The sequence below is a fragment of the Halovulum dunhuangense genome, from assembly GCF_013093415.1.
Lineage (GTDB): Bacteria > Pseudomonadota > Alphaproteobacteria > Rhodobacterales > Rhodobacteraceae > Halovulum > Halovulum dunhuangense.
The window spans coordinates 803562-829268 of the sequence record NZ_JABFBC010000001.1 but is presented as its reverse complement, the minus strand read 5'-3'; the positions used below and the strand labels follow the sequence as shown (position 1 = coordinate 829268).

The window sequence follows — 25707 nt, the reverse complement described above, 5'->3', positions numbered from 1 at the left end:
ATCGTCCATGCAGACGACAGATCCGAAGCCACCCGTGACAGACGAGATCGATCCCGCCTTCGAACGGCTGACCCCCGATGCGCCCGGGCCCGCGCTGGTGCTGTGCGACCATGCGACGAACCATGTCCCCGACTGGATCCCCGGCGGCACGCTGGGGCTGAGCGATGCGGATATGGGCCGCCACATCGCCCATGACGTCGGGGCCGCCGGCGTCGCGCGGCGCCTTGCACTCGAACTGGACGCCCCCGCGGTGCTGAGCCGCTTTTCCCGGCTGGTGATCGACCCCAACCGGGGCGCGGACGACCCGACCCTGGTGATGAAGCTGTATGACGGCTCGATCATCCCGGCCAACCGGCACGCAGATGAGGCGGAAGTCGCCCGGCGGCGGGCGCTGGCCTACGACCCTTACCACGACGCCATCACACGGACGATAGACGCGATGCTGGCGCGGGGGACGGTGCCGCACATCATCTCGATCCATTCCTTCACGCCGCAACTGCGCGGCAAGCCGCCCAGGCCATGGCATGTGGGCGTACTCTGGGACCGCGACGGACGGCTGGCCGAACCGCTGATCGCCCGGCTGCGGGCCGAGCCGGACCTGGTGGTAGGCGACAACGAGCCCTATACCGGGGCGCTGCGCGGGGATTGCATGAATGTCCACGGCACCCGCCGCGGTCTGCCGCATGTCCTGATCGAGATCCGCAACGACCTGATCGCGGAACCCGCCGACCAGGCCGCCTGGGCGATGCGGCTCGCGCCGATCCTGCGCGACCTGATCGCCGCAAGCGGGGTGACAGCGGGCGCCGCGGTTCCTACCTGAATCTCAATGCCTGAAGGGGAGAGTGACATGGACGACCAGACACGGATCGAACTCGAGGCTGCCGCCTTCCGTCGCCTGCGCGAGCATCTGGCAAGGCGCACGGACGTGCAGAACATCGACCTGATGAACATGGCGGGATTCTGCCGCAACTGCCTGAGCCGCTGGTACCAGGAGGCCGCGAACGAGCGCGGCATCCCGATGACCAAGGAAGAGGGGCGCGAGGCCTACTACGGCATGCCCTATGCCGAATGGGTCGCGCAGCACCAGACCGAGGCAAGCGACGCCAAGAAGGCCGAATTCGAGGCCGCCTTCCGCGAGAATGTCGGCAAGGAGTGATCGCGAGGCGGCCCCAGGGTGCCGGGGCCGCCAGCCGCTTCAGACAGCGGCCTTGCGGCTTTCCGCTACATAGATCTCGCGCAGCCGCCGGGCGACCGGCCCCGGCGCGCCATCGCCCAGCGCCGTGCCGTCTATCTCCACCACCGGCGTCACGAAGGACGAGGCGGAGGTGATGAACGCCTCGGCGGCGTCCTGCGCCTCGGCCACGGTGAAGGGACGTTCCTCGACCTTCATCTGCGCCTCGCGCGCGAAGCTGAGGACAGCCTTGCGGGTGATCCCGTGCAGGATGTCGTTCGACAGGTGCCGGGTCACGATCGTGCCGGCCTTCGTCACGATATAGGCGTTGTTCGAGCTGCCCTCGGTCACGAAGCCGTCCTCGTCCACCATCCAGGCATCGTCCTTGCCCTGCGCCTTCGCGGCCATCTTCGCCATCGACGGGGCCAGAAGCTGCACGGTCTTGATGTCGCGCCGCTTCCAGCGCAGGTCGGGCAGGGTCGCGACCCGCAGCCCCGCCTTCGCGGCGGCGCTGTCGATCAGCGCCTTTTTCTGGGTGAACAGCACCAGGCTGGGCGTCGCGCCCTCGGGATAGGCGAAATCCCGGTCCGCCGCGCCACGGGTGATCTGCATGTAGACCAGCCCCTCCTCGATACCGTTGTCGGCCACCATCCGGCGGTGGATCGCTTCCAGTTCCGCATCCGTCACCGGCATGGCCATGTCGAGTTCGGCGAGCGACCGCTTCAGCCGCGCCATGTGGCCGGCGAAATCGACCAGCCTGCCTTCCAGCACGGACGTCACCTCGTAGACCCCGTCTGCCATCAGGAAGCCCCGGTCGAAGACCGAGATCTTCGCCTCTTCCTCCGGCAGGTATTCCCCATTGACGTAAACGATGCGGCTCATGCCCTCATTCCTTCCCATTCAGCCCCACAGCGCCCGCTCCGGCGGGCAGATCCTGCCATCGCGGAACGCGAGCGGCGGATCCCGGTCCTCTGCCAGCAGGAGCGGCCCGTCAAGATCCACCACCGCCGCCCCCTGCGCGACCAGCACCGCCGGCGCCATCGCCAGCGACGATCCGAGCATGCAGCCGACCATCACCTCGAACCCGGCCGCCACCGCCGCGTCGCGCAAGGCCAACGCCTCGGTCAGACCGCCGGTCTTGTCGAGCTTGATGTTCACCATGTCGTACTTGCCCGCAAGCCCCGGCAGCGAGGCGCGGTCGTGGCAGCTTTCGTCGGCGCAGACCGGCAGGGGCCGCGCCATGTCGCGCAGCGCCTCATCGGCGCCGGCCGGAAAGGGCTGTTCGACCATGGTGACGCCCAGCACAAGGAACTCGGGGGCAAGCGCGTTGTATTCGTCCACGCTCCAGCCCTCGTTGGCATCGACGACGATCCGTGCCCTGGGCGCGCCCTCGCGCACGGCGCGGATGCGGGCGGCATCCTCGGCACCGCCGCCCAGCTTCACCTTCAGCAGCGGGCGCTCTGCGTTGCGGGCGGCCTGATCGCGCATCGCCTCGGGGGCGCCCAGCGACAGGGTATAGGCGGTCACGACAGGCTCGGGTGCAGGCAGGCCCGCCAGTTCCCAGACCGGGCGGCCACTCGTCTTGGCCTCCCAGTCCCAGAGCGCGCAATCGACGGCGTTCCGGGCAGCGCCCGCGGGCAGCGCCGCTTGCAGCGCCTGCCGGTCGATCCCGTCCGCCAGCCCGTCGATCTGGGCGCGCACGCTGTCCAGGCTTTCGCCGTAGCGGGCGTAGGGCACGCACTCGCCCTGCCCGGTCACGCCGTCGCGGGTCACCCGCACGCGCAGCACCTCGGCATGGGTGCGCGAGCCACGCGAGATGGTGAACACCTCGCGCAGGCGCAGCCGATCGATGCCGACCTCAAAGGGCATCGAGCGCCTCCGCCAGCCGCTCGGCCCCGTCCGCGAAGGGGTCGACGGCCGGAAGACCCATCCGCTGCTCCACCTCGGCCAGGTAGCGCTGCGCCTCGTCCCGGCTCATGCCGGACGTGTTCACCGAGATGCCCACCACCCGCACATCGGGGTTCACGATGCGCGCCATCTGCAGGCCCAGGTCGCGCAGTTCCTCCAGGCTGGGCAGGCTGTAGCCCGGCAGCCCGCGCATGTGGGTCCGCGTGGGTTCGTGGCACAGCACCAGCGCGTCGGGCTGGCCGCCATGGATCAGCGCCAGCGTCACCCCGGAATAGGACGGGTGGAACAGGCTGCCCTGCCCTTCGATCAGGTCCCAGTGGTCGGGGTCGTTGTCGGGCGTCAGCCACTCGACCGACCCGGCCATGAAATCCGCGATCACCGCGTCCAGCGGGACACCCTCGCCGGTGATCAGGATGCCGGTCTGGCCGGTGGCGCGGAAACTGGCCTTCATGCCGCGCTTGCGCATCGCCTGTTCCATGGCCAGCGCGGTGTACATCTTGCCGACCGAGCAGTCGGTGCCGATGGCAAGGCAGCGCTTGCCGCTGCGCCTTTCGCCATTGGCGATCGGATAGGGCACGCTCGGCACGCGCACGTCATGCAGCCGCCGGCCCAGCTTCGCGGCCAGTGCCACCAGTTCCGGCTCGTCCCGCAGCAGGTTGTGCAATCCGGACGCCAGGTCGAGCCCGGCCTCCAGCGCCTCCTTCAGAACCTCGAGCCACTCGCGCGAGATCTTGCCACCCCGGTTGGCGACGCCGATGACCATGGTCCTGACGCCCGCGGCGGCGGCCTCGGCCGGCGTCATGTCGGGCAACCGCATGTCCGCCTTGCAGCCCGGCATCCGAAGCTGCCCCTTCGCATAGGCTGGGCGCCAGTCGCGGATCCCCTGCGCCACCTTTGCGGCCAGCGGATCCGGCGCGTCGCCCAGAAACAGCAGATATGGCACATCGATCATGGGATGCCTCCTGAAAACCCGAACCTTGATGAACGGCCGGAGCAAACAGGAAAGCGCCCGGATTGTCCAAGCCAAACAGGCCGATTTTCCGCAAAATCGTTTCCATATTCGCAACGGTTTACCCCCAATGGATGGGTTTTTGCAGTTTCCGTGGTCGACCTATATGAAGGAGGACCGACCACCGAACGGAAGGAACGAATGATGGGCAGCCTGATCGACGGCAAATGGGTGACCGACACCACGGGATCCACGCTGGGCAAGGATGGTTCCTTCCAGCGCCAGCCCGTCACCTTCCGCAACTGGGTAACCGCAGACGGTGCCCCCGGGCCCAGCGGGACCGGCGGGTTTCGCGCCGAAAGCGGGCGCTACCACCTGTATGTCAGCCTGGCCTGTCCCTGGGCACACCGCACCCTGATCTTCCGCGCATTGAAGGGGCTGGAAGAGCATGTCTCCGTGGACGTTGTTCACCCCGACATGCTGGACGAGGGCTGGAGCTTCGCCACCGACTTCCCCGGCGCGACCGGCGACAGCCTTTTCGGCAGCAAGGCCCTGAAGGACATCTACACCCGTGCGGATCCCGGCATAACCGCGCGCGTCACGGTGCCCGTACTCTGGGATCGCAAGACCGGGACCATCGTCTCGAACGAAAGCGCCGACATCATCCGCATGTTCAACAGCGCGTTCGACGGAATTACCGGCAACCGCGAGAACTATTGCCCGAAGGCGCTCGGACCCGAGATCGACGCGGTCAACACGCGCATCTACGACACGCTCAACAACGGGGTCTATCGCTGCGGCTTCGCCCGGTCGCAGTCGGCCTACGACACGGCGGTGGCGGAACTCTTCGACACGCTCGACTGGCTGGAAAGCCGCCTCTCCGACCACCGCTACCTTGTGGGCGGGCGCATCACCGAGGCCGATTGGCGACTCGCGCCGACGCTCTTCCGCTTCGACGCGGTCTATCACGGCCATTTCAAGTGCAGCCGCAACCGGATCGTCGATTTCCCGAACCTGTGGGCCTATGCGCGGGAACTCTACCAATGGCCGGGGATCGCGAAGACGGTCGATTTCGACCATATCCGGCGGCACTATCATTACAGCCACGAAAGCATCAACAGGTTCCGGATCGTGCCCATGGCGCCGCGTCAGGACTGGATGGCGCCGCACCGGCGGGACCGGCTGGCCGCGGCCTGAGCCCCTTCAGGCCTTGCGCCGCGTCGGGCGCGCAGGCGCCTCGCGCTGCGGCCAGGAACTGAAATGATCGATATAGGCGCCCAGGTCTTCCAGCCGCACAGGCGTCCTCAGCACACCGCGGGCATTCGGGATGAGATCGAAGATCGTGCCTTCCGAAAAGAAGCTCGATGCGGTCACGGCAAGGATCCGGATCTCGGGGTTGCGAAAGGTCGCCATGTCGGCGACGGACAACCCGCCATGCCCCTCCAGCTCGGGTTCCACCACGAGCACGTCGAAATCCGCGGATGCAAGCTGATACTCCGCGTCTGCTGGCGATGTCGCGACCTTGACGCTGAAACCGCTGCGCTTGAGGAAACGCGCCCAGATACCGCAAAGATCCCCATTTTCATGGACGACGAGAACGCGCACTGTTTTCACCCCTAGAATGGCGCGGCCCGAGACCGACCGCCATTTGTCTCAAATGCGGCCGAATTCCTTAACATCGGGTTAATCGACCATCGCGGACGCTTGCCCCGCGCCGTGCCTCGGGTCACTCTGGCCCGCAGGCACGGAAGGAAAGGACAGGTCCATGGAGTCCGAAATCGTCATTCTCGGCGGCGCCCGAACCGCCATCGGCACCTTTGGCGGAAGCCTTTCGGGCACGTCGCCCATCGCCCTTGCAGCCCATGTCGCCCGCGCCGCGATGGGGCGAGCAGGCGTCGCACCGGAACAGATCGGCAGCGTTGTCTTCGGCCATGTCATCAACACCCATCCGCGCGACATGTATCTCTCGCGCGCGGCGGCGATCGAGGCGGGCATCCCCGACAGCGCGCCTGCCATGAACGTGAACCGGCTCTGCGGGTCGGGCGCACAGGCCATCGTGTCGGCCGCGCAATCGCTGGCGATGGGGGATGCGGATTTCGCGCTGGCGGGCGGCGCGGAAGGCATGTCGCGGGCGCCCTTCGCGCTGACCGGGGCGCGCTGGGGCACCAAGATGGGCGACAGCGCCGCGCTCGACATGATGGTCGGGGCGCTGAACTGCCCCTTCGGCACCGGCCACATGGGCGTGACGGCCGAGAACGTCGCCCGCGAGCACGGCATCACCCGCGAGGCGCAGGACGCCTTTGCGCTGGAAAGCCAGGCCCGCGCGGCGCGGGCGCAGGACACGGGCCGCTTTACGGACCAGATCGCCCCGTTCGAGATCCAGACCCGCAAGGGCACGCATGTCTTCGACCGCGACGAGCACCCCAAATCCACCACCGCCGAGGCGCTGGCGGGCCTGCGCCCGGCCTTCCAGAAGGACGGCACGGTGACCGCCGGGAACGCGTCCGGCATCAATGACGGTGCGGCCGCGCTGGTCCTTGCCCGCGCCGAAGCCGCCGAACGCGCCGGGCTGAAACCCGTCGCGCGGCTGGTGGGCTATGCAATTGCAGGCGTCAGGCCCGACGTGATGGGACTGGGGCCGATCCCCGCGGTCCAGCGCCTGCTGGAGCGGACCGGCCTGGGCATGGGCGATTTCGACGTGATCGAGTCGAACGAGGCGTTTGCGGCCCAGGCGCTGGCGGTGTCGAACACGCTGGGCCTCGATCCGGCACGGGTGAACCCCAACGGGGGCGCCATCGCGCTGGGTCACCCGGTCGGTGCGACCGGCGCGATCCTGACGGTCAAGGCGCTGGCCGAACTGGACCGGACCGGCGGGCGCCGCGCGCTTGTAACCATGTGCATCGGCGGCGGGCAGGGCATCGCCCTGGCACTCGAACGGATGGGCTGAAGAGTTCAGTCCTTCAGCAGCAGGAACAGGCCGCCAATGACCGCCGCCACCCCGGCAAGCACGCCCAGCGGCGGCCAGCCATTGCCGAGCGCCCCTTCCCAGAGGATGACGAAGCTGGGGGTCAGGTAGGTATAGGCCATCACCTTGGCGCTGGGCAGGCGGAAGGCGGCATACTGGATCAGCAGGAAGGTGGCCGCGCCGGCGATGAACGAGATGTAGAACAGCGTGATCCACACGATCGCCGGCAGCGCCAGCCAGTCGGTGGCAAGCACCGCCGGGCCGCCCACGACCCCAAGGCACAGCGTGCCGCCGATCAGCATGCCGAACGTCAGGACCAGCACCGGCTCTCCCCGGCCGAGCCGAGGCACCATCGGCGCATAGAGCGCATGGGCGATGCAGCCGAGGAAGTAGATCACCTCGCCACGGCCCAGGTCCAGCCGGGCCAGTGCGGCCAGGTCCGCGTCAAAGATCACCCAGACAGCGCCCAGCCCCGCGATCGCCAGCGCCAGGGCCATGCGCCGGGTCGTGACCTGCCGCAGGACCAGCCAGCCGAAGCCGGCCGACAGGATCGGCGTCAGGGTGAAGATGGCCGACGTCGCGATCGGCGGCGCGGTCTTCAGCCCCTCGAACATCAGGACGAAATAGGTCGCAAAGAGGCCGCCCAGCACGAGATAGCGCCACCCGGCCCGGAAATGCGCCCGCCGTGCGATACCGCGGGCGGCCACGATGCCGCCGATGACCAGGGCGGCCAGCAGGAATCGCACGGCGGTCAGCGCCAGCGGGTCGATCTCGGGCGCCGCCATCGACCCCAGCGAGAAGGACCCCGCGACCATCGCCGAGAAGGCGAGCATCGCCAGATGCCCCTTCGCCGCCTCTGGCCCCGGCAGGACCGAGGCGGGGGATCGTTGCGCGGAAGTGGCGTCGGTTGGCGGCATCGGGATTGTTTGACCGCTGCCGCCTTTCGCGTCAATAAGGCGCCATGCGGCTGATCGAGACCAACGGCATCCTGACCCACATCCACGAAAGCGGCGACCCGGACGGGCTGCCGGTCGTGTTCGCGAACTCGCTCGGAACCGATCTGCGGGTTTGGGACGCGCTGCTGCCGCTGCTGCCCGCGGGCCTGCGGCTGATCCGATACGACAAGCGCGGGCACGGGCTGAGCGACTGCCCCCCGCCCCCCTATGGCATGGGCGAACTGGTGGATGATGCCGCGGCCCTTCTGGATGCGCTCGACGTGCGCGACGCGGTGTTCGTGGGGCTTTCCATAGGTGGAATGATCGCCCAAGGGCTGGCGGCGGAACGGCCAGACCTGGTGCGGGCCATCGTTCTTTGCGACACTGCCGCCAAGATCGGGACCGAGGCGATGTGGGAAGACCGGATCGCCGCCGTCCGCACCGGGGGCATCGTGGCGATCGAGGGGTCCATCCTCGAACGCTGGTTCTCGGCCCGGTTCCGGCGCGAGAACACGGCCGAGCTGGCCGGATGGCGCCACATGCTGACCCGGACGCCCGCCGCGGGCTACATGGGCTGCTCCGCGGCCATCGCACACACCGACCTGATGGAAAGCACCGCGCGGCTGCGCCTGCCCGCGCTTGCGGTCGTGGGCGCCGAAGACGGGTCCACCCCGCCCGACCTGGTACGCGAGACCGCAAGGCTCATCCCCGGCTGCCGGTTCGAGGTCATACCGGGCGCAGGCCACCTGCCCTGCGTCGAACAGCCCGCGATCCTTGCCCGCCACATCGCGGCTTTCCTCGACACCCTGCCGCCCGTCTGAGCGATGGCCGTCTCGCCCTTCGACAGCCCGCTCTGGTCCGGCCTTTACGCCGACCCCGAACTCGGCCGCCTGTTCGGCGACAGCGCAGAGATCCGCGCCATGCTGATGGTCGAGGGCGCGCTTGCGCGCGTGCAGGGCGATCTGGGGCTGATCCCGCAAGACGCCGCCAAGGCGATCCAGCGCGGCGCGCTCGAGGTGGCGATCGACCCCGCCGCGCTGTCCGCTGGCACGGCGCGTGCAGGCGTCCCCGTCGGCGCGCTGGTGGAGGCGTTCCGAAAGGCGCTGCCCGATCCGTCCGTTGGCGCCTGGGTCCATTGGGGGACCACCACGCAGGACATCATGGACACCGCGCTGGTCCTGCGCCTGCGCCGCGTGCTCGAGATCATGGACGCGCGACTGGTAACGCTGATCGCGCACCTGGCCGACCGCGCCGAGGAACACCGCAACACGCCCATGGCCGCCCGCACACGCCACCAGAACGCGACGCCGACCACCTTGGGCGCCAAGATCGCCGCCTGGGGCATGCCGCTCATCCGGCACCGCGCACGGCTGGCGGAACTGCGTCCGCGCCTGCTGGTCGTCTCGCTCGGCGGGGCGTCGGGCACGCTGTCGGCGATGCAGGGCCAGGGACAGGCCGTCGCCGAGGGGCTGGCCCGGGCGCTCGACCTGGGCGCGCCGGAAATTCCCTGGCATTCGACGCGCGACGGCATCACGGAACTTGCCGGCTGGGCGGCCCTTGTCACGGGCAGCCTTGGCAAGATGGGGGCGGACCTGCTGGAACTGGGCGCGACCGACCTGGCCGAGGTCAGCGCCGGGGCGGGCGGCGGCTCGTCCACCATGCCGCACAAGCGCAACCCGGTCGGGGCGGAAACACTGGTCCAGCTTGCCACGGCCAATGCCCATGCGGTGGGGGCGATGCACTCGGCCATGCTGCACGCGCAGGAACGCGACGGCGCCGCCTGGGGGCTGGAATGGCTGACCCTGCCGCAGATGCTGTGTGCGGCGGGGCGCGCGCTGAGCGTCGGCGCGGATCTGGCCGCAACGATGCAGGCGGACGTGGCGGCGATGCGCCGGGCCTTCGACGGGCATCAGGGGGTGATGTTCGCGGAAAGCTGCACCTTCGCGTTGTCCGCCCACATGCCCCGGACGGACGCTGCCGCGCTGGTCATGGCGGCCTGTGCGACGGCACTGCGGGACAATCGCCCGCTGCGCGCCGTGCTTTGCGACATGACCGACGCGCCGGTGGACTGGGCCCATGCGTTCGACCCGCTGGCACAGGCCGGCGAGGCCCCCGCCTTTGCCGACCGCTTCGTGCGGGCCGCCCGCGCCTGAGCCAAACGCCCTCAGGGCAGGCGGCGCACCATCTCGTGCAGTTCGAACAACTCTGGGTCGTGCAGACCGAGCCGGATCAGGCTCTGGACCGTGTTCGCAAGATATTCGCGGTTGGTGCCCGCGGGACCGGCGGCGCGGGCGATGATCTCTGCCTGCTCCTCAAGGCACAGGTTGCCGCGGTACTGCTCGTGCGCGCAGTCCATGACATAGCACAGCGCCTGTACCTGCCGTCCGTCTGTCAGCGCAACCGGCTCCACCGCCTCGCGGTAGGCAGAGGAAACAAGCTCCCTGTCCCGCAGGTAGCGCAGTGCGGCGGGCCCCGACTCGGGCGCCACGCGATAGGCGACGCCCGTACAGGACGCGCTTTCGCGCGCGTCCAGCGCCAGCACCAGCCCCGGCGCCTCGGGCGTGCCGCGATAGACGATCGAGGACATGCAGAACCCGCGCCGATACCCCTCGAGCCGGGCCAGCGAGGATTCGGCCGACGCGAAGCCCGGGTTCCACATCAGAGAGCCGTAGGCGAACACCCAGAACCCCGCCGAGGCGTCCAGCGCGACGGTCATTCCCGATCCGGCGGCATCCTGTGGCATATGGCCCCCTTCCTGTTGTCCGGTGCCGGGGCTTGGTATAGCCCGATGAGAAAACAGCCGGAAGCCCCACCCCAATGATGCGCAGCCTGTTCTTCCTCGTGATCGTCGCCGCCCTCGGCTGGAGCGGCTACTGGTGGGTCGGCGCGTCCGGCAAGCGGCAGGCGATCGAGGGCTGGCTCGACCAGCGCCGCGCCGAGGGCTGGGTGGCGGATGTGGGCGATCTGACCGTCACGGGCTATCCCAACCGCTTCGACAGCTTCTTCACCGATCTGCAACTGGCCGACCCCGGCTCCGGCTGGTCCTGGAGCGCGCCATCCTTCCAGATCTTCGCGCTCAGCTACCAGCCCAACCACATCATCGCGGTCTGGCCCGAGACGCAGACTTTGGCCAGCCCGCTTCAGCGCATCACCGTCAACAGCCGCCAGATGGAGGGCAGCATCCGCTTCCGCCCCTCGACCGCACTGGCGCTGGAACAGAGCATCATCGCGCTCGACGGGGTGAACATGGTCAGCACGCTGGGCTGGGCCGCCTCGTTGTCGCGGGGCCAGCTTGCCGTGCGCCGCGCGCCCGAGGGGGCGGCCCCCGATTACGGCTATGACGTGACCCTGACCGCCGACACCCTGCGCCTGCCCGAGCCTGTCCGCGACCGGCTCGACCCGGCGGGTCTGCTGCCTGCCGCGATCGCCACGGCCGAAATCCGCCTGACGCCGGTTTTCGACGCCCCCTGGGACCGCCACGCGGTCGAGAACGGCCCGCCGCAGCTGACCACCCTGAACGTGGGAAATGTCAGCGCCCGCTGGGGCGAGATGGAACTGGCGGTGACCGGGCGGCTCGATGCCGACGCGCAGGGCTATGCCGACGGCCGGCTGAACGTGATCGCGCGGAACTGGACCGAGATGATCGACCTGGCCGTGGCGGGGGGCTGGGTCTCGGCCGACATGGGCGGAACGCTGGAACAGGGGCTTGGCTTCATCGCGCGCATGACGGGCGACACCAGCCGGCTGGACGTGACGCTTACATTCGAGGATGGCCGGATGCGGCTGGGGCCGATCCCCCTGGGCGATGCTCCGCGGCTGAACGCGGCGACGTTCTGAGCTCAGCGTTTCGGACCGTCCACCGCGGCCCCCTTGGGAACACGCCCGAAATCCGGGGCCGCCGTGTCCTGCCCGGCATCGATGATCCCGCGCCGGATAGCCCGGGTGCGCGTGAAATAGTCGTGCAGAAGCTGCCCGTCGCCGGTGCGGATCGCGCGTTGCAGCGCGAACAGTTCCTCGGTGAACCGGCCCAGGATTTCCAGGGTGGCGGCCTTGTTGGTCAGGAACACGTCGCGCCACATCGTCGGGTCCGAAGCGGCGATGCGGGTGAAGTCGCGGAAACCCGCAGCCGAGTAGTTGATGACCTCGTTCTCGGTCACCCGCGCCATGTCGTCGGCGACCCCCACCATGGTATAGGCGATCAGGTGCGGCGCGTGGCTCGTGACCGCAAGGACCAGGTCGTGATGCTCGGGCTCCATCACATCCGTTTTCGCGCCCAGCGCCTGCCAGAAGGCGATCAGCCGCGCCAGCGCGTCCGCATCGGTATCGGGCAGTGGCGTGAACAGGCACCAGCGGTTGTCGAACAACTCCGCAAAGCCCGCGCCCGGCCCCGACTGCTCTGTCCCGGCGATCGGGTGGCCGGGGATGAAATGGACACCCTCGGGCAGGTGCGGGGCGACATCCTCGATCACCCGTGCCTTGACCGAACCCACATCGGTCAGCGTTGCGCCCGGCGCCAGCACCGGGGCGATTTCCGTCGCAACCTGCGCCATCGCGCCCACCGGCACGCACAGGATCACCAGATCCGCCCCGTCGACGGCCTCGGCCGCCGTTGGAAACACCGCGTCGCAGATGCCCAGGTCCAGCGCCGCCTGCCGCGTCGCGGCGCTGCGGGCGGTGCCGGTGATGCGCCCGTCGAACCCCGCACGCCGGGCGGCATGGGCGATCGAGGACGCGATCAGGCCAAGCCCGACCAGGGCGACATGCCGATAGGCGTTGACGGCGTCGGCGGCGGTCATGCCCGCTCCTTCAGGAATTCGTCGAGAATGGCGATCACGCGGCGGCAGGCCACCTCGTCGCCGATGGTGATGCGCAGGAAATCCGGCAGGCCATAGCCGCCCACCGGGCGCACGATGATGCCATGCGCGCGCAGCCGCTGGTCGGCGGCAGCCGCCATTTCCGGGCCGGGAAAGCGGGGCAGCACGAAATTCGCGTGGCTTTCGTCCGTGGGCAGGCCCAGCGCGTTCAGCTCCCGCTGCATGAAGCCACGCCACTCGGCATTGGCCGCCCGGCAACGCTCGGTATAGGCGGTGTCGCGCACCGCCGCTTCGGCTGCCGCAAGACCCGCGGCCGACACGTTGAACGGACCGCGCACCCTGTTCAGCACCTCGATCACATGGGCGGGCGCGTAGCCCCAGCCGATCCGCAGCCCGCCAAGGCCGTAGATCTTCGAGAAGGTGCGCGTCATCACCACGTTCTCGTGCGCGTCGACCAGCGCCGCGCCCGCGTCATAGCCCGGCACATATTCGGCATAGGCGCCGTCCAGCACCAGCATCACGCGCCCGGGCAGGCCGGCCGCAAGGCGCGCCAGTTCCTCGGGCGGCAGCATGGTGCCGGTCGGGTTGTTGGGGTTGGCGATGAACACCATCGCGGTGCGTTCCGTCACCGCCTCGAGCAGCGCATCCACATCCGCGGTGCGATGCCGCTCGCGCACCTGCACCGGTGTCGCCCCCGCGGCCATGGCCGAAATCGGATACATCGCGAAGCCATGCTCGGTGTAAAGCACCTCGTCGCCCGGCCCGGCATAGGACTGGCACAGAAGCGAGATGATCTCGTCCGACCCGGCGCCACAGACGATGCGCGCGGGATCAAGGTTCCAGACCTCGCCGATCGCCGTCCGCAGCGCGGCATGATCCGAGGAGGGATAGACCGCCAGCGTCTCGGCCGCCGCGCGCACCGCTTCCATCGCGGCGGGGCTGGGTCCGTGCGGGTTCTCGTTCGAACTGAGCTTGGTGATCGCGTTGGCCCCCGCCACATGCCCCTCGCCCGCCTTGTAGGGGGCGATGTCGAGAATGCCTGGCTGCGGCATGGGGCGGGTCTGGGTCATGGTCTGGCTCGCGGCTTGGGTCGGACGCCTTCCTAGCGCGCCGGGCCGGCTTTTGCCAGATGGCAAAGGGGGTGGCAGACGGTCCTGCGGGGCGGCATGCTCACGCAAAGGCTGGAGAGGGGATCATGCGGCTGTTCGTGGCGATCGGGTTGCCCGACGGGGTGACGGAGGCGTTGGAAAACCTTGCCACCGCCCTGCCGGTTGGCCGGGCGATGGCGGCGGATGCGATGCACCTGACGCTGGCCTTCGCCGGCGAGCAGCCGGGCGACGTGGCCGAGGACATCGCCCATTCGCTCGATACCATGCGCCACCCGGCCATCGCGCTGCACCTGAAGGGACTCGACACGCTGGGCGGGCGCGAGCCCCATGTGCTGGCGATCATGGCCGAGCGGGCCCCGGCGCTGATGGCGTTGCAGGCGCAGGTAGCAACCCGCCTGCGCGCGGCGGGCGTGGATCTCGAACGCCGGCGCTTTCGTCCGCATGTGACGCTGGCGCGCTTCAACCGCCGTCTTGCCGCCGAAGAGGCGGTGAAGCTCGGCCGCTTCCTCGAGGCGCATGGCGACGCGGCCCTGCCCGCGTTCGAGGCTGCGTCCTTCGCGCTCTACCGCTCGGATCTGGGCAAGGCGGGCGCGATCCATACCGAACTCATGCGCTACGACCTGGGCTGAGGCGTTCAGAAAAAGCTCTGCGGGTCGATGTCGATCACCACGCGCACATTCGCGGGCACCTCGACCCCGGCGCGCCAGGCGCTGAGCGCGGGTTGCAGCAGCACGCCCTTGGGCCCCTTGACCAGCATCCTTGCGCGAAAGCGGCCGCGGATGCGCGCGATGGGCGCTGCGACCGGGCCGTAGACCTCGGCCCCGAGCTTGCGCAGAGCGCCTGCCGACTGCGCAAGGCGGCGGCCCACTTCGAAGACCCGCGCCTCGTCCGGGCCGGTCAGGATGATGCCGGCCATCCGGCCGAAGGGCGGCGCGCCCGCATCTTCGCGCGCGGCCGCCTCGGCCTGCCAGAAGGCATCCTCGTCGCCCTGAAGGATCGCGCCGATCACCGCATGCTGCGGCTGATAGGTCTGCACCAGCGCAAGCCCCGGCTTTTCCGCCCGCCCGGCACGGCCCGCAACCTGCCGGATCAGCTGGAAGGTCCGCTCTGCCCCGCGCAGATCGCCGCCCATCAGCCCCAGATCGGCGTCCACCACACCCACCAGCGTCAGCAGCGGGAAATTGTGGCCCTTGGCCACGATCTGCGTGCCGACCACGATATCGGCCCCACCGGACGCGATCTGCTCGATCCGCGCCTTCAGGCTGCGGGCGCTTTCGGTCTGATCCGAGGACAGGACCGCGATGCGGGCGTCCGGGAACAGCGCCGCCGCCTCTTCGGCCACCCGCTCAACACCGGGGCCCAGGGCTGCAAGCCGCCCCTCGACCGCGCATTTCGGACAGGCGGTCGGGATCGGCTCGCTCTCTCCGCACTGGTGGCAGACCAGCCGCTTCAGGAACCTATGCTCGACCAGCCGCGCGTCGCACTGATGGCACCCAAGCTGGTGCCCGCAGGCCCGGCACAGCGTCAGCGGCGCATAGCCGCGCCGGTTCAGGAACAGAAGCGACTGCTCCCCGGCGGCGATCCGGGTGCGGATTTCCTCGACCAGCGGCGGCGACAGCCATGCGCCCTGCGCCGGGCCGTCGGCTCGCATGTCGATCGCGCGCATCTCGGGCAGCAGCGCCGTGCCGAAACGCTCGGCCAGGTCGAGCCGCCCGTATTTTCCGGCCCGCGCGTTCACCCAGGTCTCGAGCGAGGGCGTGGCCGAGGCCAGCACCACCGCGGCCCCCGACAGCGAGGCGCGCAACACCGCCATGTCCCGCGCGTGATAAAGCGCGCCCTCCTCCTGCTTGTAGGAACTGTCGTGTTCCTCATCGACGACGATCAGTCCCAGGTCCCGGAACGGCAGGAACAGCGCCGAACGCGCCCCGACGACCAACTGCGCCTCGCCCTTCGCGACCGCGTGCCAGAGCCGGCGCCGCTCTGCCCCGGTCACGCCGGAATGCCATTCCGCGGGCCGGGCGCCGAACCGTGCCTCGACCCTATCGAGAAAGGCGCCGGTCAGCGCGATCTCGGGCAGCAGCACCAGCGCCTGCCGCCCGCGTGCCAGCGCCTGGGCCACCGCCTCGAGATAGACCTCGGTCTTGCCGGACCCGGTGACGCCCTTGAGCAGCGTTGTGGAATAGGCAAGCGCGTCCACCCGCGCCCGCAGTTCCGCCGCCACCTGCGCCTGCCCGTCCGAAAGCGCATGCCCCCCGTGGCGCGGGTCGAGCCGCGGATAGGGCATGTCGCGCGGCGCCGCGATGCGGACCAGTACGCCCTGCGACTCCAGCCCCTTGAGAACCGAGGACGACACGCCGGCAAGCGCCGCCAGCTCGCCCGGCGGGAACCCGGCACCCCCATGTTCGTCCAGCACGTCGAGCACGCGGGCCCGCGCGGGCGTCAGCCTGTCGGGCGTCCCGCCACCCCGTTGAAGAAGCACCCGCGACCCGGGGGGGGCGCCAAGATCGGGCACCCGTGTCGCCAGCCGCAGCATCGCGGAAAGCGGCGTGAGGGTGTAGTCGGCGGCACGCGTCAGGAACTCGCGCAGTTCCGCCCGCATCGGCGGCACGTCCAGCACGGCGGCGATGGTGCGGATCTTCGAGGGATCGAAGCCGCCCTGCCCCGGCCCCCAGACCACGCCTGCAACACGCCGCGGGCCCAGCGGGACCACCACGAAATCCCCCATGGCGACACCGCCCTCGGGCACCCGGTAGTCAAGCAGGCGATCGAGCGGCTCTGCCGTCAGGACGGCGGCCAGGGCGCCAGCCGGAAGGTCGCTCATCGCCATTGCCCGCCACGGGTGATCGGGTGTTCCGCTTGCCGGACGCTTCGTCTATGGTGCGCGCCCAGAGGCCCGACACACAGCAAGTTGAAAGGGGTGGAGATGAAATTCTTCGCAGATACCGCGGACATCGACGCGATCCGGGAACTGGCCGCCACCGGCCTTCTGGACGGGGTCACGACCAACCCGTCCATCATCATGAAATCCGGCCGCGACATCTGGGAAGTCACCAAGGAGATCTGCGAGGCCGTGGATGGCCCGGTCAGCGCAGAGACGGTGGCACTCGACGCCGAGGGCATGATCGCCGAGGGACGCAAGCTCGCGCAGATCGCCGACAACATCGCCATCAAGGTGCCGCTGACCTGGGACGGGCTGAAGGCCTGCAAGGTGCTGAGCGGCGAGGGCCGCATGGTCAACGTCACGCTCTGCTTCTCCGCGAACCAGGCGATCCTGGCGGCCAAGGCCGGCGCCACCTTCGTCAGCCCCTTCATCGGGCGGCTGGACGACATCAACCTGGACGGCATGGAGCTGATTTCGGACATCCGCACGATCTATGACAATTACGGTTTCGGGACGCAGATCCTTGCTGCCTCGATCCGGACCGTCAACCACATCGCGGAAAGCGCCCGGATCGGCGCCGACGTCATCACCGCCCCGCCCGAGGTGATCAAGAAGATGGCCGCCCATCCGCTGACCGACAAGGGGCTCGAGGGCTTCCTTGCCGACTGGGCCAAGACCGGGCAGACCATTCTCTGAGCCGGGGGCCGCGCGCATGAACGAGGTGCAGAAGCCGGTTTCGGCGATCCGCAGCCAGATCCTGCAGAATCCGGACATGATCCTTGGCGACAGGGAACTCATGTCCGCCCTGCTGGAGGCGGATGGCGGCTATTCCGAGGGGCGCAACATCGTCGATCTGCGCGCCAAGCTGGTCGAACGGCTGGAAGAGCGCCTGAACCGGCTGGAGGCCACCAACCGCACGGTCATCGCCGCGGCCTACGAGAACCTTGCCGGGACCAACCAGATCCACCGGGCGGTCCTGGCGCTTCTCGAACCCAACTCCTTCCGCGGCTTTCTCGCGGCACTCGGGGAAGAGGTGGCGCATATCCTGTCGATCGACGCGATCCGGCTGGGGCTCGAATCGGGCAGCGCCATCCCGGGCGCGCATCTGGGACCGAAGGGGCCGCTGTCGGGGCTCGTGATCGCCCTGCCGCGCGGCGGGGTCGAGGAGTATCTCTCCGATGGCGACGGCCGCCCGGCACGTCGGGTGACGCTGCGCCGCGCGACCGCGCAGGCCGACGATCTTTACGGCCAGAACGAGGCGCTGGTGCAGTCCGAGGCGCTGCTGAAGCTGGATCTCGGCCAGGGCAAGGGCGCGGCGCTTCTGGCGCTGGGGGCAGAGGACCCGCAGCGCTTCACGCCGGACCAGGGAACGGACCTGCTGTCCTTCTTCGCGGGGGCTTTCGAGCGGGTACTCCGCCGCTGGCTGGCGTGAGCGGGGGCGGGCCGGTCACCGGATCGGATGGCGCGCTGGCGCTGATGGACCGCTGGCTGGCGCAGCTTTCCGGCGCCCGCAACGCAAGCCCGAAGACGGTGGAAGCCTATCGCCGCGACGTGGCGGGGTTTCTGGCTTTTCTCTCGCAGCATTGGGGCGGCCCCGCGGGCCAGGCCGCGCTGGCCAGGGTCGGCACCCGCGACATGCGGGCCTGGATGGCCCATGAACGCGGGCGCGGCCTGTCGGCACGGTCGATGGCGCGGGCGCTCAGCGCGGTCCGGACCTTTTATCGCTGGCTTGACCAGGCCGAGGGCATCACCGCCGCCGCCGTCACCGCGACCCGCAGCCCGCGGCAGAAGCCGCGACTGCCCCGCCCGGTGGCCGAGGCGGCGGCGGCGGACCTGCTGGACCTGGCCGGCAGCCTGCCCGAAGAGCCCTGGATCGCCGCCCGCGATACGGCGGTGCTGACCCTGCTCTATGGCTGCGGGCTGCGCATCTCAGAGGCGCTTGGCCTGACCGGGGCCGCCCTGCCGCTTGGCGAAAGCCTGCGCATAAGGGGCAAGGGCGACAAGGAACGGATCGTCCCCGTCCTGCCCGTGGCCCGCAGCGCCGTTGCGCAATACGTCGCGCTCTGCCCCTACCCGATGCAGCGCGACACGCCGATCTTTCGCGGGCTGAGGGGCAAGCCGCTCGACCAGCGGCAGGTGCGAAAGGCGATGCAGCTTCTGCGCCAGTCCATGGGCCTGCCCGAAACGGCGACCCCGCACGCGCTGCGCCATTCCTTCGCCACGCATCTGCTGGAACATGGTGCCGATCTGCGCGCGATACAGGAACTGCTCGGCCATGCCTCGCTGTCCACGACGCAGGCCTACACGGCCGTCAACGAACAAAGCCTGATGCGGATCTACGAAGCGGCCCATCCGCGCCAGCGCCGCGGCTGAGGCCCCTGCGCCGCGGCTGCGGTCCCGCTAGCGCCGGTGCCGCGCCCCCCCTTCACCCGTGCATCATAAAACGGTAACAAACTGCATGACCCCGTTCGTGAAGGCCTTCTCGATCCACATCCTCACCGCGACCGGCGCAGCACTCGCCCTGATGGCGATGCTCGCGGCTGGGCGCGGCGACTGGCCGATGATGTTCCTGTGGCTGCTCTTCGCCTTTCTGGTGGACGGCATCGACGGACCGCTCGCGCGGCGGGTCGATGTCGCGCGCAACGCCCCGCAATGGGACGGGGTGCTGCTGGACCTGATCGTGGACTACCTGACCTATGTGATCATCCCCGCCTACGCGATGGTCGAGGCGGAACTGATCGGGCCGGGATGGAGCCTTGCCGCGGGGCTCATGATCTGTGTCACGGGTGCCGTCTATTTCGCCGACACGCGGATGAAGACCGAGGACAAGTCGTTTTCCGGCTTTCCGGCCTGCTGGAACATGGTGATCCTCGTGCTGTTCGCGGTCGACATCGGGTCCTGGGGCGCGATGCTGCTGATGATGGCGATCGCGCTGGCGCAGTTCTTCCCGCTGAAGTTCATCCACCCCGTGCGCACCCGGCGCTGGCGGGCGCTGAACCTGCCCATGGTGATGCTCTGGGCCGCCGCCGCCACATGGGAGGCGTGGCTGTCCTTCGATGCACCCGCCACCGCGACGGCGCTTCTGCTCGTCAGTACGTTCTACCTGTCGCTGGCGGGTATCGCCCAGCAGCTGGTCCAGGACCGCGCGGCCTGAAGCACGGTCAGTGTCCGTCGCGGGCCGCAGCAGCCTCGCGCCGGGCGATCCGCTGGCGCACCCGGCGCACCATGAGCCAGACAAGCGCCACCACCGGCACGGTCAGCCCGGCATAGAGCCAGCCCTCGGACAGGCCCATTTCATCGCCCAGCGGCTTCAGCAGGTTCGCGGCCAGGTTCACGGCATAGTAGCTGATCGCCACCACGGACAGCCCCTCGACCGTTTCCTGCAGCCGAAGCTGCAGGGCCGCCCGTTCGTCCATGCGGCGCAGCACCTCGACATTCTGGGCACCGGCGGCCACGTCCACCCGCGTGCGCAGCAGGTTGGACGCACGCTCGGCCCGCTGCGAAAGTTCCGTCAGCCGCGCCTGGGCAGAGCGGCAGGTGCGCATGGCCGGATCGAAGCGGCGCGTCATGAACTCGGCGAATGTCTGGCGCGACCGCAGGCGCATCTCGCGCAGGACCTCGATCCGCTGGGTCACGATCGCCTCGTAGGCGCCTGCCGCACCGAACCGGAACGCGGTCGACGAAGAGAGGAGTTCCACCTCGGCCGAGATCTTCAGCAGCCGGTCCAGCGTCGCCTGGTCCTCGCCGCTGGATGCGGCCATCTGGCCGACGATCGCGGCAAGCTCGCGGTCCAGCGTCGCCACCCGGCCGGCAACCATCCGCGCCTGCGGCAGCGCCAGCATGGCCATCGACTTGTAGGTCTCGATCTCGAGCAGGCGCTGGACGATCCTTCCCAGCCGCCGCTGCCCTGTGCCGTCGGTCGCAAGCACCGCAAGCCGCACATGGCCGTTCTCGTCGATGCGGAAATCGCTGCCGATGACGGCCGCGCCGTCGATCACGCTGGACACCGCCAGGCTTTCGGGAACGAACCACTTGGAAAAGGCTTCGTCGACGCGCGCGCCGGCAGCGGTCTGGTCGGCCACCCGTTCGACCCGAACCAGGCACGAGGTCAGAACCTTGCCCGGCGCCGCCGCCAGCCAGTCGTCCGAGAACATGGTATAGACGCTGCCATCGAAGGGCACGTCGGCCACGCCTTCGGCAAAGATCGTGTAGGTCACGAACTCGGTGTGCTGTTCCCACTTCAGGAACCCGCGCCCGAGCTTCGAGGAATAGTGGTTCGCGCCCGGTGCCGGGTGTGGCGCGCCGTAGCGGTCCAGAAGCATCTTCAGATGCTCAAGATCCTGGGTGCGGTCGCGCTCGGCGGCGTTCTGCGGCTGCTTGATCGCGATATAGGCGGCGCGGCAGGGCGCCGACAGTTCCGGGAACGGGCGGGCATGCAACTCGTTCGACAGGCTGTAGCGGTCAGGGTAGTCGTCGAGCGGTTTTGTCGCCATCGTCTCGCAGTTCCTTTTGCACTGCACCACACCTAGCACGGGTCGCGGGGGGCGTCATCTGTGGCATGGTCGCCGCGGCAACGGATCATTCGCCCAGCCGAAGCGCCGGCTCGGGCACATCGACCTCGGGGGTGTCGAACTCGAAATCCTCAAGCCGGCGGGCGCGGGTGCCGGCCTTTTCGGCGGAAATCCGGATCTCGGCCAGATCGCGCGCCGCCTGCCCGAAATGCCGGTCGAGATTCTCGACCCGCGCGCCCAGACGTTCCACATCCTTGAACAGCAGGCCCAGCTCGCGCCGGATATGGCCCGCCTGTTCGCGCATGCGGGCATCCTTCAGCACGGCGCGCAGCGTGTTCAGCGTCGCCATGCAGGTGGTGGGCGACACGATCCAGACCCGGGCGGCAAAGCCCTCGCGCACCACTTCGGGAAAGCGCGCGTGCAACTCGGCATAGACCGCTTCCGAGGGCAGGAACATCAGCGCGCCTTCGGCCGTCTCGCCCTCGATGATGTATTTCTCGGCGATCGCGCGGATATGGGCGCGGACCGCCTGCCGGAACTCGCGCGCGGGGCCCTGCGCCGCCGGCCCGGCCCCGACCCTGACCAGGGCCTCATAGGGTTCGAGCGGGAACTTGCTGTCGATCACGATGGGGCCGGGCGGCATCGGCAGGTCGATCACGCAGTCCGCCCGCTTGCCGTTCGACAGCGTCGCCTGGAAGCGATACGCGTCCGGCGGCAGCGCCTTGGACACGATGTCCTGCAACTGGATCTCGCCAAAGGCGCCACGGGTCTGCTTGTTCGACAGGATATCCTGAAGCCCCAGCACGTCGCCCGACAGCTTCTCGATATTGCTCTGCGCCTTGTCGATCGTGGCCAGCCGCTCCTGCAATTCGGTCAGCGAGCGTGTTGTGCGCACCGTGGCGCCATGCAGGCTGTCGGCCATCTGGCGCTGCACCTCTTCAAGGCGCTGCTCCATCGTGTGCACCATCGACAGCTGCGCCTTGGCCTGCGCCTCGGCCACGCTGGACAGGCCGCCGGCCAGCCGCTGCTGCGCGTCCGACAGGCTGCGCAGGGCCTGGTCGAGCTGCACGAGATGCTGCGCCAGCGGCTCGGTCGCGCGCGCAGCGCGGGCCGAGGCGCGGATCGCAAGGACAACCAGCAGGGAAAGACAAAGGATCGGCAGGGCGACGGCGGTGGTGGCGGCAAGCAGCGTCAGCGGGTCGGACCAGTCGAGCGGCGGCATCAGCGGCGCCCGAACAGGCGTTCGAGATCGGCCAGCGACAGCGCGACCCAGGTCGGACGGCCATGATTGCACTGGCCGGAATGGGGCGTCGCCTCCATCTCGCGAAGAAGCGCGTTCATCTCTTCGGCGCTCATCCGGCGCCCCGACCGGACCGAGCCGTGACAGGCCATCCGCGACAGCACCGCATCCATCCGCGCACCCAGCGTCGTGGTGGCCCCCAGATCGGCCAGCTCGTCCGCCACGTCGCGCAGCAGGGGCTCGGCCGCCACCGTGCCCAGGATCGCCGGCGTCTCGCGCACGCAGATCGCACCGGGTCCGAACGCCTCGATCACCAGCCCCGCCCCGGCCAGTTCGTCCGCGACCGCCAGCAGGCGGGCACAGTCGTCGGCGGCAAGCTCCACGATTTCCGGGATCAGCAGCGCCTGCCGGGGCACGGCATTCTCCCGCAGCCGCGCCTTGAGCCCTTCATAGACCAGCCGCTCATGGGCGGCATGGGCATCGACAAGCACGACGCCCGTCGCGGTCTGCGACAGGATATAGGTCTCGTGCAACTGCGCCCGCGCGGCGCCGAGCGGCAGGGTCGTGGCATCCTCTGCCTGGGCATCGGGCGCCGGCGTCTCGACCCGGGCCGATGTCCAGGCCGCGGATTCAGCAAAGCCCTGCGGCGCGGGATCGGGCGCCTGCCAGGCACGGGACAGGTCCAGCGCGGGGCGCGCGGCACGGTCCATCTGGTAGATGGGCGCTGCAACGCCCGCCCCCCGGAACGCCCCCAGCGCAGCATCCGAGACGGTCGTCGAGGCACGGTGCCCGGCGCCCGCCAGCGCGTGCCGCAGGCCCGAGACGATCAGCCCGCGCACCACGCCGGGATCGCGAAACCGCACCTCGGCCTTGGCGGGGTGGACGTTCACGTCCACCGCCTGCGGATCGCAGGACAGGAACAGCACCGCCGCCGGATGACGGTCGCGGCTCAGGAAATCGGCATAAGCCGCCCGCAGCGCCCCCAGCAGCTGCTTGTCGCGGACCGGCCGCGCATTGACGAAGAAATGCTGCGCCACGGCGGCGCCCCGCGAATAGGTGGGAAGCGCCGCGAGCCCGGTCAGGCGGATGCCCTCGCGCTCTGCGTCGATGGCGATGGCGTTCTCGACGAAATCGCGTCCCATGACCTGCCGCGCGCGCTGGCGCAGGGCCTCCTCGCCCTCGGCCTGCACCGGATCGGCGCGAAACATCTCGCGCGGGGCGTCGTCGCTGCGGTCGATCAGGGCAAAGCCCACGCCGGGGGCCGCCAGCGCCAGCCGGCGCACGGTCTCGCCGATGGCCTGCGCCTCGGCCCGGTCGGTGCGCAGGAACTTCAGCCGCGCGGGCGTCGCGCGGAACAGATCGCGCAGGGTAACCACCGTGCCGGCGCGCAGCGCGGCGGGGCGCACAGGGTCCATCCGGCCACAGGTCACGGTGATCTCCGCCGCCTCTGCCGCCCCCGCCGCGCGGCTTGCAATGGTCAGCCGCCCGACCGCACCGAGCGAGGGCAGCGCCTCGCCGCGAAAGCCGAAACTGCGGATATCCAGCAGGTCGCTGCCGTCGATCTTGGACGTGGCGTGCCGCGACAGCGCCAGCTCCAGCTCGTCCGCCGGGATGCCGTGCCCGTCATCGCTGACCTGCATCAGCGTGCGCCCGCCATCGGCATAGGCGATCTCGATGCGGCCGGCCCCGGCGTCGAGCGCGTTTTCCACCAGCTCCTTTATGGCCGATGCCGGGCGCTCGACCACCTCGCCCGCGGCGATGCGGTTGGCCGCGGCGTCGTCCAGCTGACGGATCCGCCGTCGCGGGGACGGCGGATCAGAGAAAATGCTTATCTTGGGGCCGCCTGCGTTCATGCCACAAGGGGTAGCACGAGCCGCTGCGATTCTGCCAGTTCCGCGGCAAGCTTTACTGGGTCGGTGTGACGCCCTCGGGCTGGCCCACGACCACCACGGTCAGGGCCTCCGGGGCGAACAGCCTTGCCGCCACCCGGTTCACCTGCTCCAGCGTCACCGCCTCTACCCGGTCATTGCGGGTCTGGGGGTAGTCGATCGGCCAGCCCGACACCTGCATGCCCACCAGGATCGACGCGATCCGCCCATTGCCGTCAAAGCGCAGCGGATAGGCGCCCGTCAGGTAGCGCTTGGTCTCCTCGAGTTCCTGCGCCGTTATGCCGGTCTCGGCCATGCGTGCCCATTCGGCCCGCAGCAGATCCAGCGCCTGCCCCGCCGTCGCGTTGGCCGTCGCAAGCCCGCCCACGATGGCGGGCGCATCGGCATCCGTGCGCAGCCCGGCGAACACGCCATAGGTCAGGCCCCGCTCTTCCCGCAATTCCTGCGTCAGGCGCGAGCGGAACCCGCCACCGCCCAGCACCTCGGCCGCGATCAGCGCCGGAAACAGATCCGGGTCGCCATCGGCGATACCGGGCTGCGCCACGCGGATCACCGCCTGTGGCGTGTCGAAGGGGACGACATGGACGCCCCCCGCACCGCTGACCTTGGCCGGCGGCGGCAACTCGGGTCCGGTCGCGGGCAGCCCACCGAAGATGCGGTCGAGCAGCGGGCCAAGTTCCTCGGGCGTGATGTCGCCGACGACGCCGACGGTCAGCCGGTCCCGCGCAAGGCTGCGGCCATGAGCGGCCAGCAGATCGTCGCGCGTGATGGCGGCCACGGTCTCCAGGGTTCCATCCGTCGGGCGCGCGAAGGGGTGATCGCCGTAAAGCGCCGCGTCCATCGCCCGTCCGGCGATGGCGTTCGGGTCCGTCGCATCGGCACGCAGCCCGGACAGCGCCTGCGCGCGCACCCGCTCGATCGCCACCGGATCGAAGGCCGGCTGCGTCAGCGCCAGCGCCAGAAGATCCACGCTTTCCGCCCGGTTCTCGGTCAGCATCGTGGCCGAGACCGAGATCGCGGACCGCCCCGCGCTGAACCCGAAACTCGTCGCCGCCGCCTGGGTCGCCGCGGCAAATCCCAGGTTGTCCAGATCGCCCGCCCCCTCGTCCAGCAGCCCCGCCATCAGACGGGCCACGCCCAGCCGGTCATCCGGGTCCAGCGCGGCGCCCCCCTCGAACCGCGCCTCGATGGCCAGCATCGGTATGCTGGGCTCTTCGACCAGCCAGGCGGTGATGCCACCGGGCGAGACCACCTCGACGATATCGGTCGCGGCCCTGAGCGGGACCGCCGCCAGCACCACCAGCACCATCGCGAAAAGGGATCGCAGCATCGTCG

At 69.5% G+C, this 25707-nt stretch carries 25 protein-coding genes; 12 read left to right on the top strand and 13 right to left on the bottom strand.

Annotated elements, in window-relative coordinates; genetic code table 11:
* Positions 1-7 precede the first annotated feature (7 nt).
* Positions 8-820, top strand: a complete 813-nt coding sequence (locus HMH01_RS04050) for an N-formylglutamate amidohydrolase (protein WP_171322733.1) — start codon at positions 8-10, stop codon at positions 818-820.
* Between the two features lie 27 nt (positions 821-847).
* A complete protein-coding gene (locus HMH01_RS04045) occupies positions 848-1156 on the top strand; it encodes a DUF1244 domain-containing protein (RefSeq protein ID WP_171322731.1) in 309 nt (102 codons plus the stop codon).
* Positions 1157-1195: 39 nt separating this feature from the next.
* Here HMH01_RS04045 and HMH01_RS04040 read toward each other — a convergent pair whose 3' ends face one another.
* From HMH01_RS04040 to dgcN, 3 genes are read right to left on the bottom strand one after another with little or no spacing between them, the layout of a single operon-like run.
* Positions 1196-2053, bottom strand: a complete 858-nt coding sequence (locus tag HMH01_RS04040; RefSeq protein WP_171322729.1) for a D-amino-acid transaminase — start codon at positions 2051-2053, stop codon at positions 1196-1198.
* An 18-nt stretch (positions 2054-2071) separates the two neighbouring features.
* The gene (dgcA, locus tag HMH01_RS04035; RefSeq protein WP_171322727.1) at positions 2072-3040 is read right to left on the bottom strand and encodes an N-acetyl-D-Glu racemase DgcA; all 969 of its coding nucleotides are present in this window, start codon (positions 3038-3040) and stop codon (positions 2072-2074) included.
* Positions 3030-4031 (bottom strand): N-acetyltransferase DgcN, encoded by a 1002-nt coding sequence (gene dgcN / locus HMH01_RS04030; protein WP_171322725.1) that lies wholly within the window; start codon positions 4029-4031, stop codon positions 3030-3032. The genes dgcA and dgcN overlap by 11 nt, the downstream gene beginning before the upstream one ends.
* A 201-nt stretch (positions 4032-4232) precedes the next feature.
* Here dgcN and HMH01_RS04025 point away from each other — a divergent pair, with 201 nt between their 5' ends.
* The gene (locus tag HMH01_RS04025; RefSeq protein WP_171322723.1) at positions 4233-5225 is read left to right on the top strand and encodes a glutathione S-transferase family protein; all 993 of its coding nucleotides are present in this window, start codon (positions 4233-4235) and stop codon (positions 5223-5225) included.
* A gap of 6 nt (positions 5226-5231) precedes the next feature.
* Here the strand turns inward: HMH01_RS04025 and HMH01_RS04020 are convergent, their stop codons facing one another.
* Positions 5232-5633, bottom strand: coding sequence for a response regulator (locus tag HMH01_RS04020; RefSeq protein ID WP_171322721.1), 402 nt, complete (start codon positions 5631-5633; stop codon positions 5232-5234).
* Positions 5634-5793: 160 nt separating this feature from the next.
* On the opposite strand from HMH01_RS04020, the gene bktB reads away from it, so the two are divergent.
* Entirely contained in the window at positions 5794-6975 is a 1182-nt protein-coding gene (bktB, locus tag HMH01_RS04015; protein WP_171322719.1) for a beta-ketothiolase BktB, read from the top strand.
* Positions 6976-6980: 5 nt separating this feature from the next.
* Here bktB and HMH01_RS04010 read toward each other — a convergent pair whose 3' ends face one another.
* Positions 6981-7910, bottom strand: a complete 930-nt coding sequence (locus tag HMH01_RS04010) for a DMT family transporter (protein ID WP_171322717.1) — start codon at positions 7908-7910, stop codon at positions 6981-6983.
* 44 nt (positions 7911-7954) lie between these two features.
* Here HMH01_RS04010 and pcaD point away from each other — a divergent pair, with 44 nt between their 5' ends.
* Positions 7955-8749: a 3-oxoadipate enol-lactonase gene (gene pcaD / locus HMH01_RS04005; RefSeq protein WP_171322715.1), complete on the top strand. Its 795-nt coding sequence runs from the start codon at positions 7955-7957 to the stop codon at positions 8747-8749.
* 3 nt (positions 8750-8752) lie between these two features.
* Complete coding sequence (pcaB, locus tag HMH01_RS04000) at positions 8753-10081, top strand: 3-carboxy-cis,cis-muconate cycloisomerase (RefSeq protein ID WP_171322714.1); 1329 nt, start codon at positions 8753-8755, stop codon at positions 10079-10081.
* 11 nt (positions 10082-10092) lie between these two features.
* Here pcaB and HMH01_RS03995 read toward each other — a convergent pair whose 3' ends face one another.
* Positions 10093-10671: a gamma-glutamylcyclotransferase gene (locus HMH01_RS03995; protein WP_246237271.1), complete on the bottom strand. Its 579-nt coding sequence runs from the start codon at positions 10669-10671 to the stop codon at positions 10093-10095.
* A 77-nt stretch (positions 10672-10748) separates the two neighbouring features.
* Here HMH01_RS03995 and HMH01_RS03990 point away from each other — a divergent pair, with 77 nt between their 5' ends.
* Entirely contained in the window at positions 10749-11765 is a 1017-nt protein-coding gene (locus HMH01_RS03990) for a DUF2125 domain-containing protein (protein WP_171322712.1), read from the top strand.
* A 2-nt stretch (positions 11766-11767) separates the two neighbouring features.
* Here the strand turns inward: HMH01_RS03990 and HMH01_RS03985 are convergent, their stop codons facing one another.
* Both HMH01_RS03985 and hisC read right to left on the bottom strand, forming a co-directional pair.
* Positions 11768-12724: a prephenate/arogenate dehydrogenase family protein gene (locus HMH01_RS03985; protein WP_171322710.1), complete on the bottom strand. Its 957-nt coding sequence runs from the start codon at positions 12722-12724 to the stop codon at positions 11768-11770.
* A complete protein-coding gene (gene hisC, locus HMH01_RS03980) occupies positions 12721-13812 on the bottom strand; it encodes a histidinol-phosphate transaminase (protein ID WP_171322708.1) in 1092 nt (363 codons plus the stop codon). Before hisC ends, HMH01_RS03985 begins: the two co-directional genes overlap by 4 nt.
* A 125-nt stretch (positions 13813-13937) precedes the next feature.
* Here hisC and thpR point away from each other — a divergent pair, with 125 nt between their 5' ends.
* The gene (gene thpR, locus HMH01_RS03975; protein WP_171322706.1) at positions 13938-14480 is read left to right on the top strand and encodes an RNA 2',3'-cyclic phosphodiesterase; all 543 of its coding nucleotides are present in this window, start codon (positions 13938-13940) and stop codon (positions 14478-14480) included.
* A gap of 5 nt (positions 14481-14485) precedes the next feature.
* On the opposite strand, the gene HMH01_RS03970 is transcribed toward thpR, so the two are convergent.
* Positions 14486-16678, bottom strand: coding sequence for a primosomal protein N' (locus HMH01_RS03970; RefSeq protein ID WP_171322704.1), 2193 nt, complete (start codon positions 16676-16678; stop codon positions 14486-14488).
* Between the two features lie 96 nt (positions 16679-16774).
* Here HMH01_RS03970 and fsa point away from each other — a divergent pair, with 96 nt between their 5' ends.
* From fsa to HMH01_RS03950, 4 genes are all read left to right on the top strand, one after another.
* On the top strand, positions 16775-17428 hold the full coding sequence (fsa, locus tag HMH01_RS03965) for a fructose-6-phosphate aldolase (RefSeq protein WP_171322702.1): 654 nt from the start codon (positions 16775-16777) through the stop codon (positions 17426-17428).
* Between the two features lie 16 nt (positions 17429-17444).
* Positions 17445-18164 (top strand): DUF484 family protein, encoded by a 720-nt coding sequence (locus HMH01_RS03960; RefSeq protein ID WP_171322700.1) that lies wholly within the window; start codon positions 17445-17447, stop codon positions 18162-18164.
* A gap of 44 nt (positions 18165-18208) precedes the next feature.
* Positions 18209-19105 carry a tyrosine recombinase XerC gene (locus HMH01_RS03955; RefSeq protein WP_171325204.1) on the top strand — a complete coding sequence of 299 codons (897 nt, stop codon included), beginning with the start codon at positions 18209-18211 and terminating at the stop codon, positions 19103-19105.
* 85 nt (positions 19106-19190) lie between these two features.
* Entirely contained in the window at positions 19191-19886 is a 696-nt protein-coding gene (locus HMH01_RS03950) for a CDP-alcohol phosphatidyltransferase family protein (RefSeq protein WP_171322698.1), read from the top strand.
* 7 nt (positions 19887-19893) lie between these two features.
* Here HMH01_RS03950 and HMH01_RS03945 read toward each other — a convergent pair whose 3' ends face one another.
* The 4 genes from HMH01_RS03945 to HMH01_RS03930 all read right to left on the bottom strand — a co-directional run bounded on the left by HMH01_RS03945 (position 19894) and on the right by HMH01_RS03930 (position 25702).
* Complete coding sequence (locus tag HMH01_RS03945; protein ID WP_171322696.1) at positions 19894-21225, bottom strand: DUF3422 family protein; 1332 nt, start codon at positions 21223-21225, stop codon at positions 19894-19896.
* A gap of 85 nt (positions 21226-21310) precedes the next feature.
* Positions 21311-22465 (bottom strand): DNA recombination protein RmuC, encoded by a 1155-nt coding sequence (locus HMH01_RS03940; protein ID WP_171322694.1) that lies wholly within the window; start codon positions 22463-22465, stop codon positions 21311-21313.
* Positions 22465-24336, bottom strand: coding sequence for a DNA mismatch repair endonuclease MutL (gene mutL, locus HMH01_RS03935; protein ID WP_171322692.1), 1872 nt, complete (start codon positions 24334-24336; stop codon positions 22465-22467). Before mutL ends, HMH01_RS03940 begins: the two co-directional genes overlap by 1 nt.
* 52 nt (positions 24337-24388) lie before the next feature.
* Positions 24389-25702, bottom strand: a complete 1314-nt coding sequence (locus HMH01_RS03930) for a M16 family metallopeptidase (protein ID WP_171322689.1) — start codon at positions 25700-25702, stop codon at positions 24389-24391.
* Positions 25703-25707: the final 5 nt, after the last annotated feature.

Bases quoted from the DNA above. Each gene is read 5' to 3' on its own strand.
- HMH01_RS03955 (WP_171325204.1), top strand. From the start codon at position 18,209: ATGGACCGCTGGCTGGCGCAGCTTTCCGGCGCCCGCAACGCAAGCCCG.
- HMH01_RS03940 (WP_171322694.1), bottom strand. From the start codon at position 22,465: ATGCCGCCGCTCGACTGGTCCGACCCGCTGACGCTGCTTGCCGCCACC.
- HMH01_RS04050 (WP_171322733.1), top strand. From the start codon at position 8: ATGCAGACGACAGATCCGAAGCCACCCGTGACAGACGAGATCGATCCC.
- hisC (WP_171322708.1), bottom strand. From the start codon at position 13,812: ATGACCCAGACCCGCCCCATGCCGCAGCCAGGCATTCTCGACATCGCC.
- pcaD (WP_171322715.1), top strand. From the start codon at position 7,955: ATGCGGCTGATCGAGACCAACGGCATCCTGACCCACATCCACGAAAGC.
- HMH01_RS04010 (WP_171322717.1), bottom strand. From the start codon at position 7,910: ATGCCGCCAACCGACGCCACTTCCGCGCAACGATCCCCCGCCTCGGTC.
- HMH01_RS03990 (WP_171322712.1), top strand. From the start codon at position 10,749: ATGCGCAGCCTGTTCTTCCTCGTGATCGTCGCCGCCCTCGGCTGGAGC.
- fsa (WP_171322702.1), top strand. From the start codon at position 16,775: ATGAAATTCTTCGCAGATACCGCGGACATCGACGCGATCCGGGAACTG.
- bktB (WP_171322719.1), top strand. From the start codon at position 5,794: ATGGAGTCCGAAATCGTCATTCTCGGCGGCGCCCGAACCGCCATCGGC.
- HMH01_RS04040 (WP_171322729.1), bottom strand. From the start codon at position 2,053: ATGAGCCGCATCGTTTACGTCAATGGGGAATACCTGCCGGAGGAAGAG.
- HMH01_RS03970 (WP_171322704.1), bottom strand. From the start codon at position 16,678: ATGGCGATGAGCGACCTTCCGGCTGGCGCCCTGGCCGCCGTCCTGACG.
- HMH01_RS03930 (WP_171322689.1), bottom strand. From the start codon at position 25,702: ATGCTGCGATCCCTTTTCGCGATGGTGCTGGTGGTGCTGGCGGCGGTC.
- thpR (WP_171322706.1), top strand. From the start codon at position 13,938: ATGCGGCTGTTCGTGGCGATCGGGTTGCCCGACGGGGTGACGGAGGCG.
- HMH01_RS03985 (WP_171322710.1), bottom strand. From the start codon at position 12,724: ATGACCGCCGCCGACGCCGTCAACGCCTATCGGCATGTCGCCCTGGTC.
- mutL (WP_171322692.1), bottom strand. From the start codon at position 24,336: ATGAACGCAGGCGGCCCCAAGATAAGCATTTTCTCTGATCCGCCGTCC.
- HMH01_RS03960 (WP_171322700.1), top strand. From the start codon at position 17,445: ATGAACGAGGTGCAGAAGCCGGTTTCGGCGATCCGCAGCCAGATCCTG.
- HMH01_RS03945 (WP_171322696.1), bottom strand. From the start codon at position 21,225: ATGGCGACAAAACCGCTCGACGACTACCCTGACCGCTACAGCCTGTCG.
- HMH01_RS03995 (WP_246237271.1), bottom strand. From the start codon at position 10,671: ATGCCACAGGATGCCGCCGGATCGGGAATGACCGTCGCGCTGGACGCC.
- pcaB (WP_171322714.1), top strand. From the start codon at position 8,753: ATGGCCGTCTCGCCCTTCGACAGCCCGCTCTGGTCCGGCCTTTACGCC.
- HMH01_RS04045 (WP_171322731.1), top strand. From the start codon at position 848: ATGGACGACCAGACACGGATCGAACTCGAGGCTGCCGCCTTCCGTCGC.
- dgcN (WP_171322725.1), bottom strand. From the start codon at position 4,031: ATGATCGATGTGCCATATCTGCTGTTTCTGGGCGACGCGCCGGATCCG.
- HMH01_RS03950 (WP_171322698.1), top strand. From the start codon at position 19,191: ATGACCCCGTTCGTGAAGGCCTTCTCGATCCACATCCTCACCGCGACC.
- HMH01_RS04025 (WP_171322723.1), top strand. From the start codon at position 4,233: ATGGGCAGCCTGATCGACGGCAAATGGGTGACCGACACCACGGGATCC.
- dgcA (WP_171322727.1), bottom strand. From the start codon at position 3,040: ATGCCCTTTGAGGTCGGCATCGATCGGCTGCGCCTGCGCGAGGTGTTC.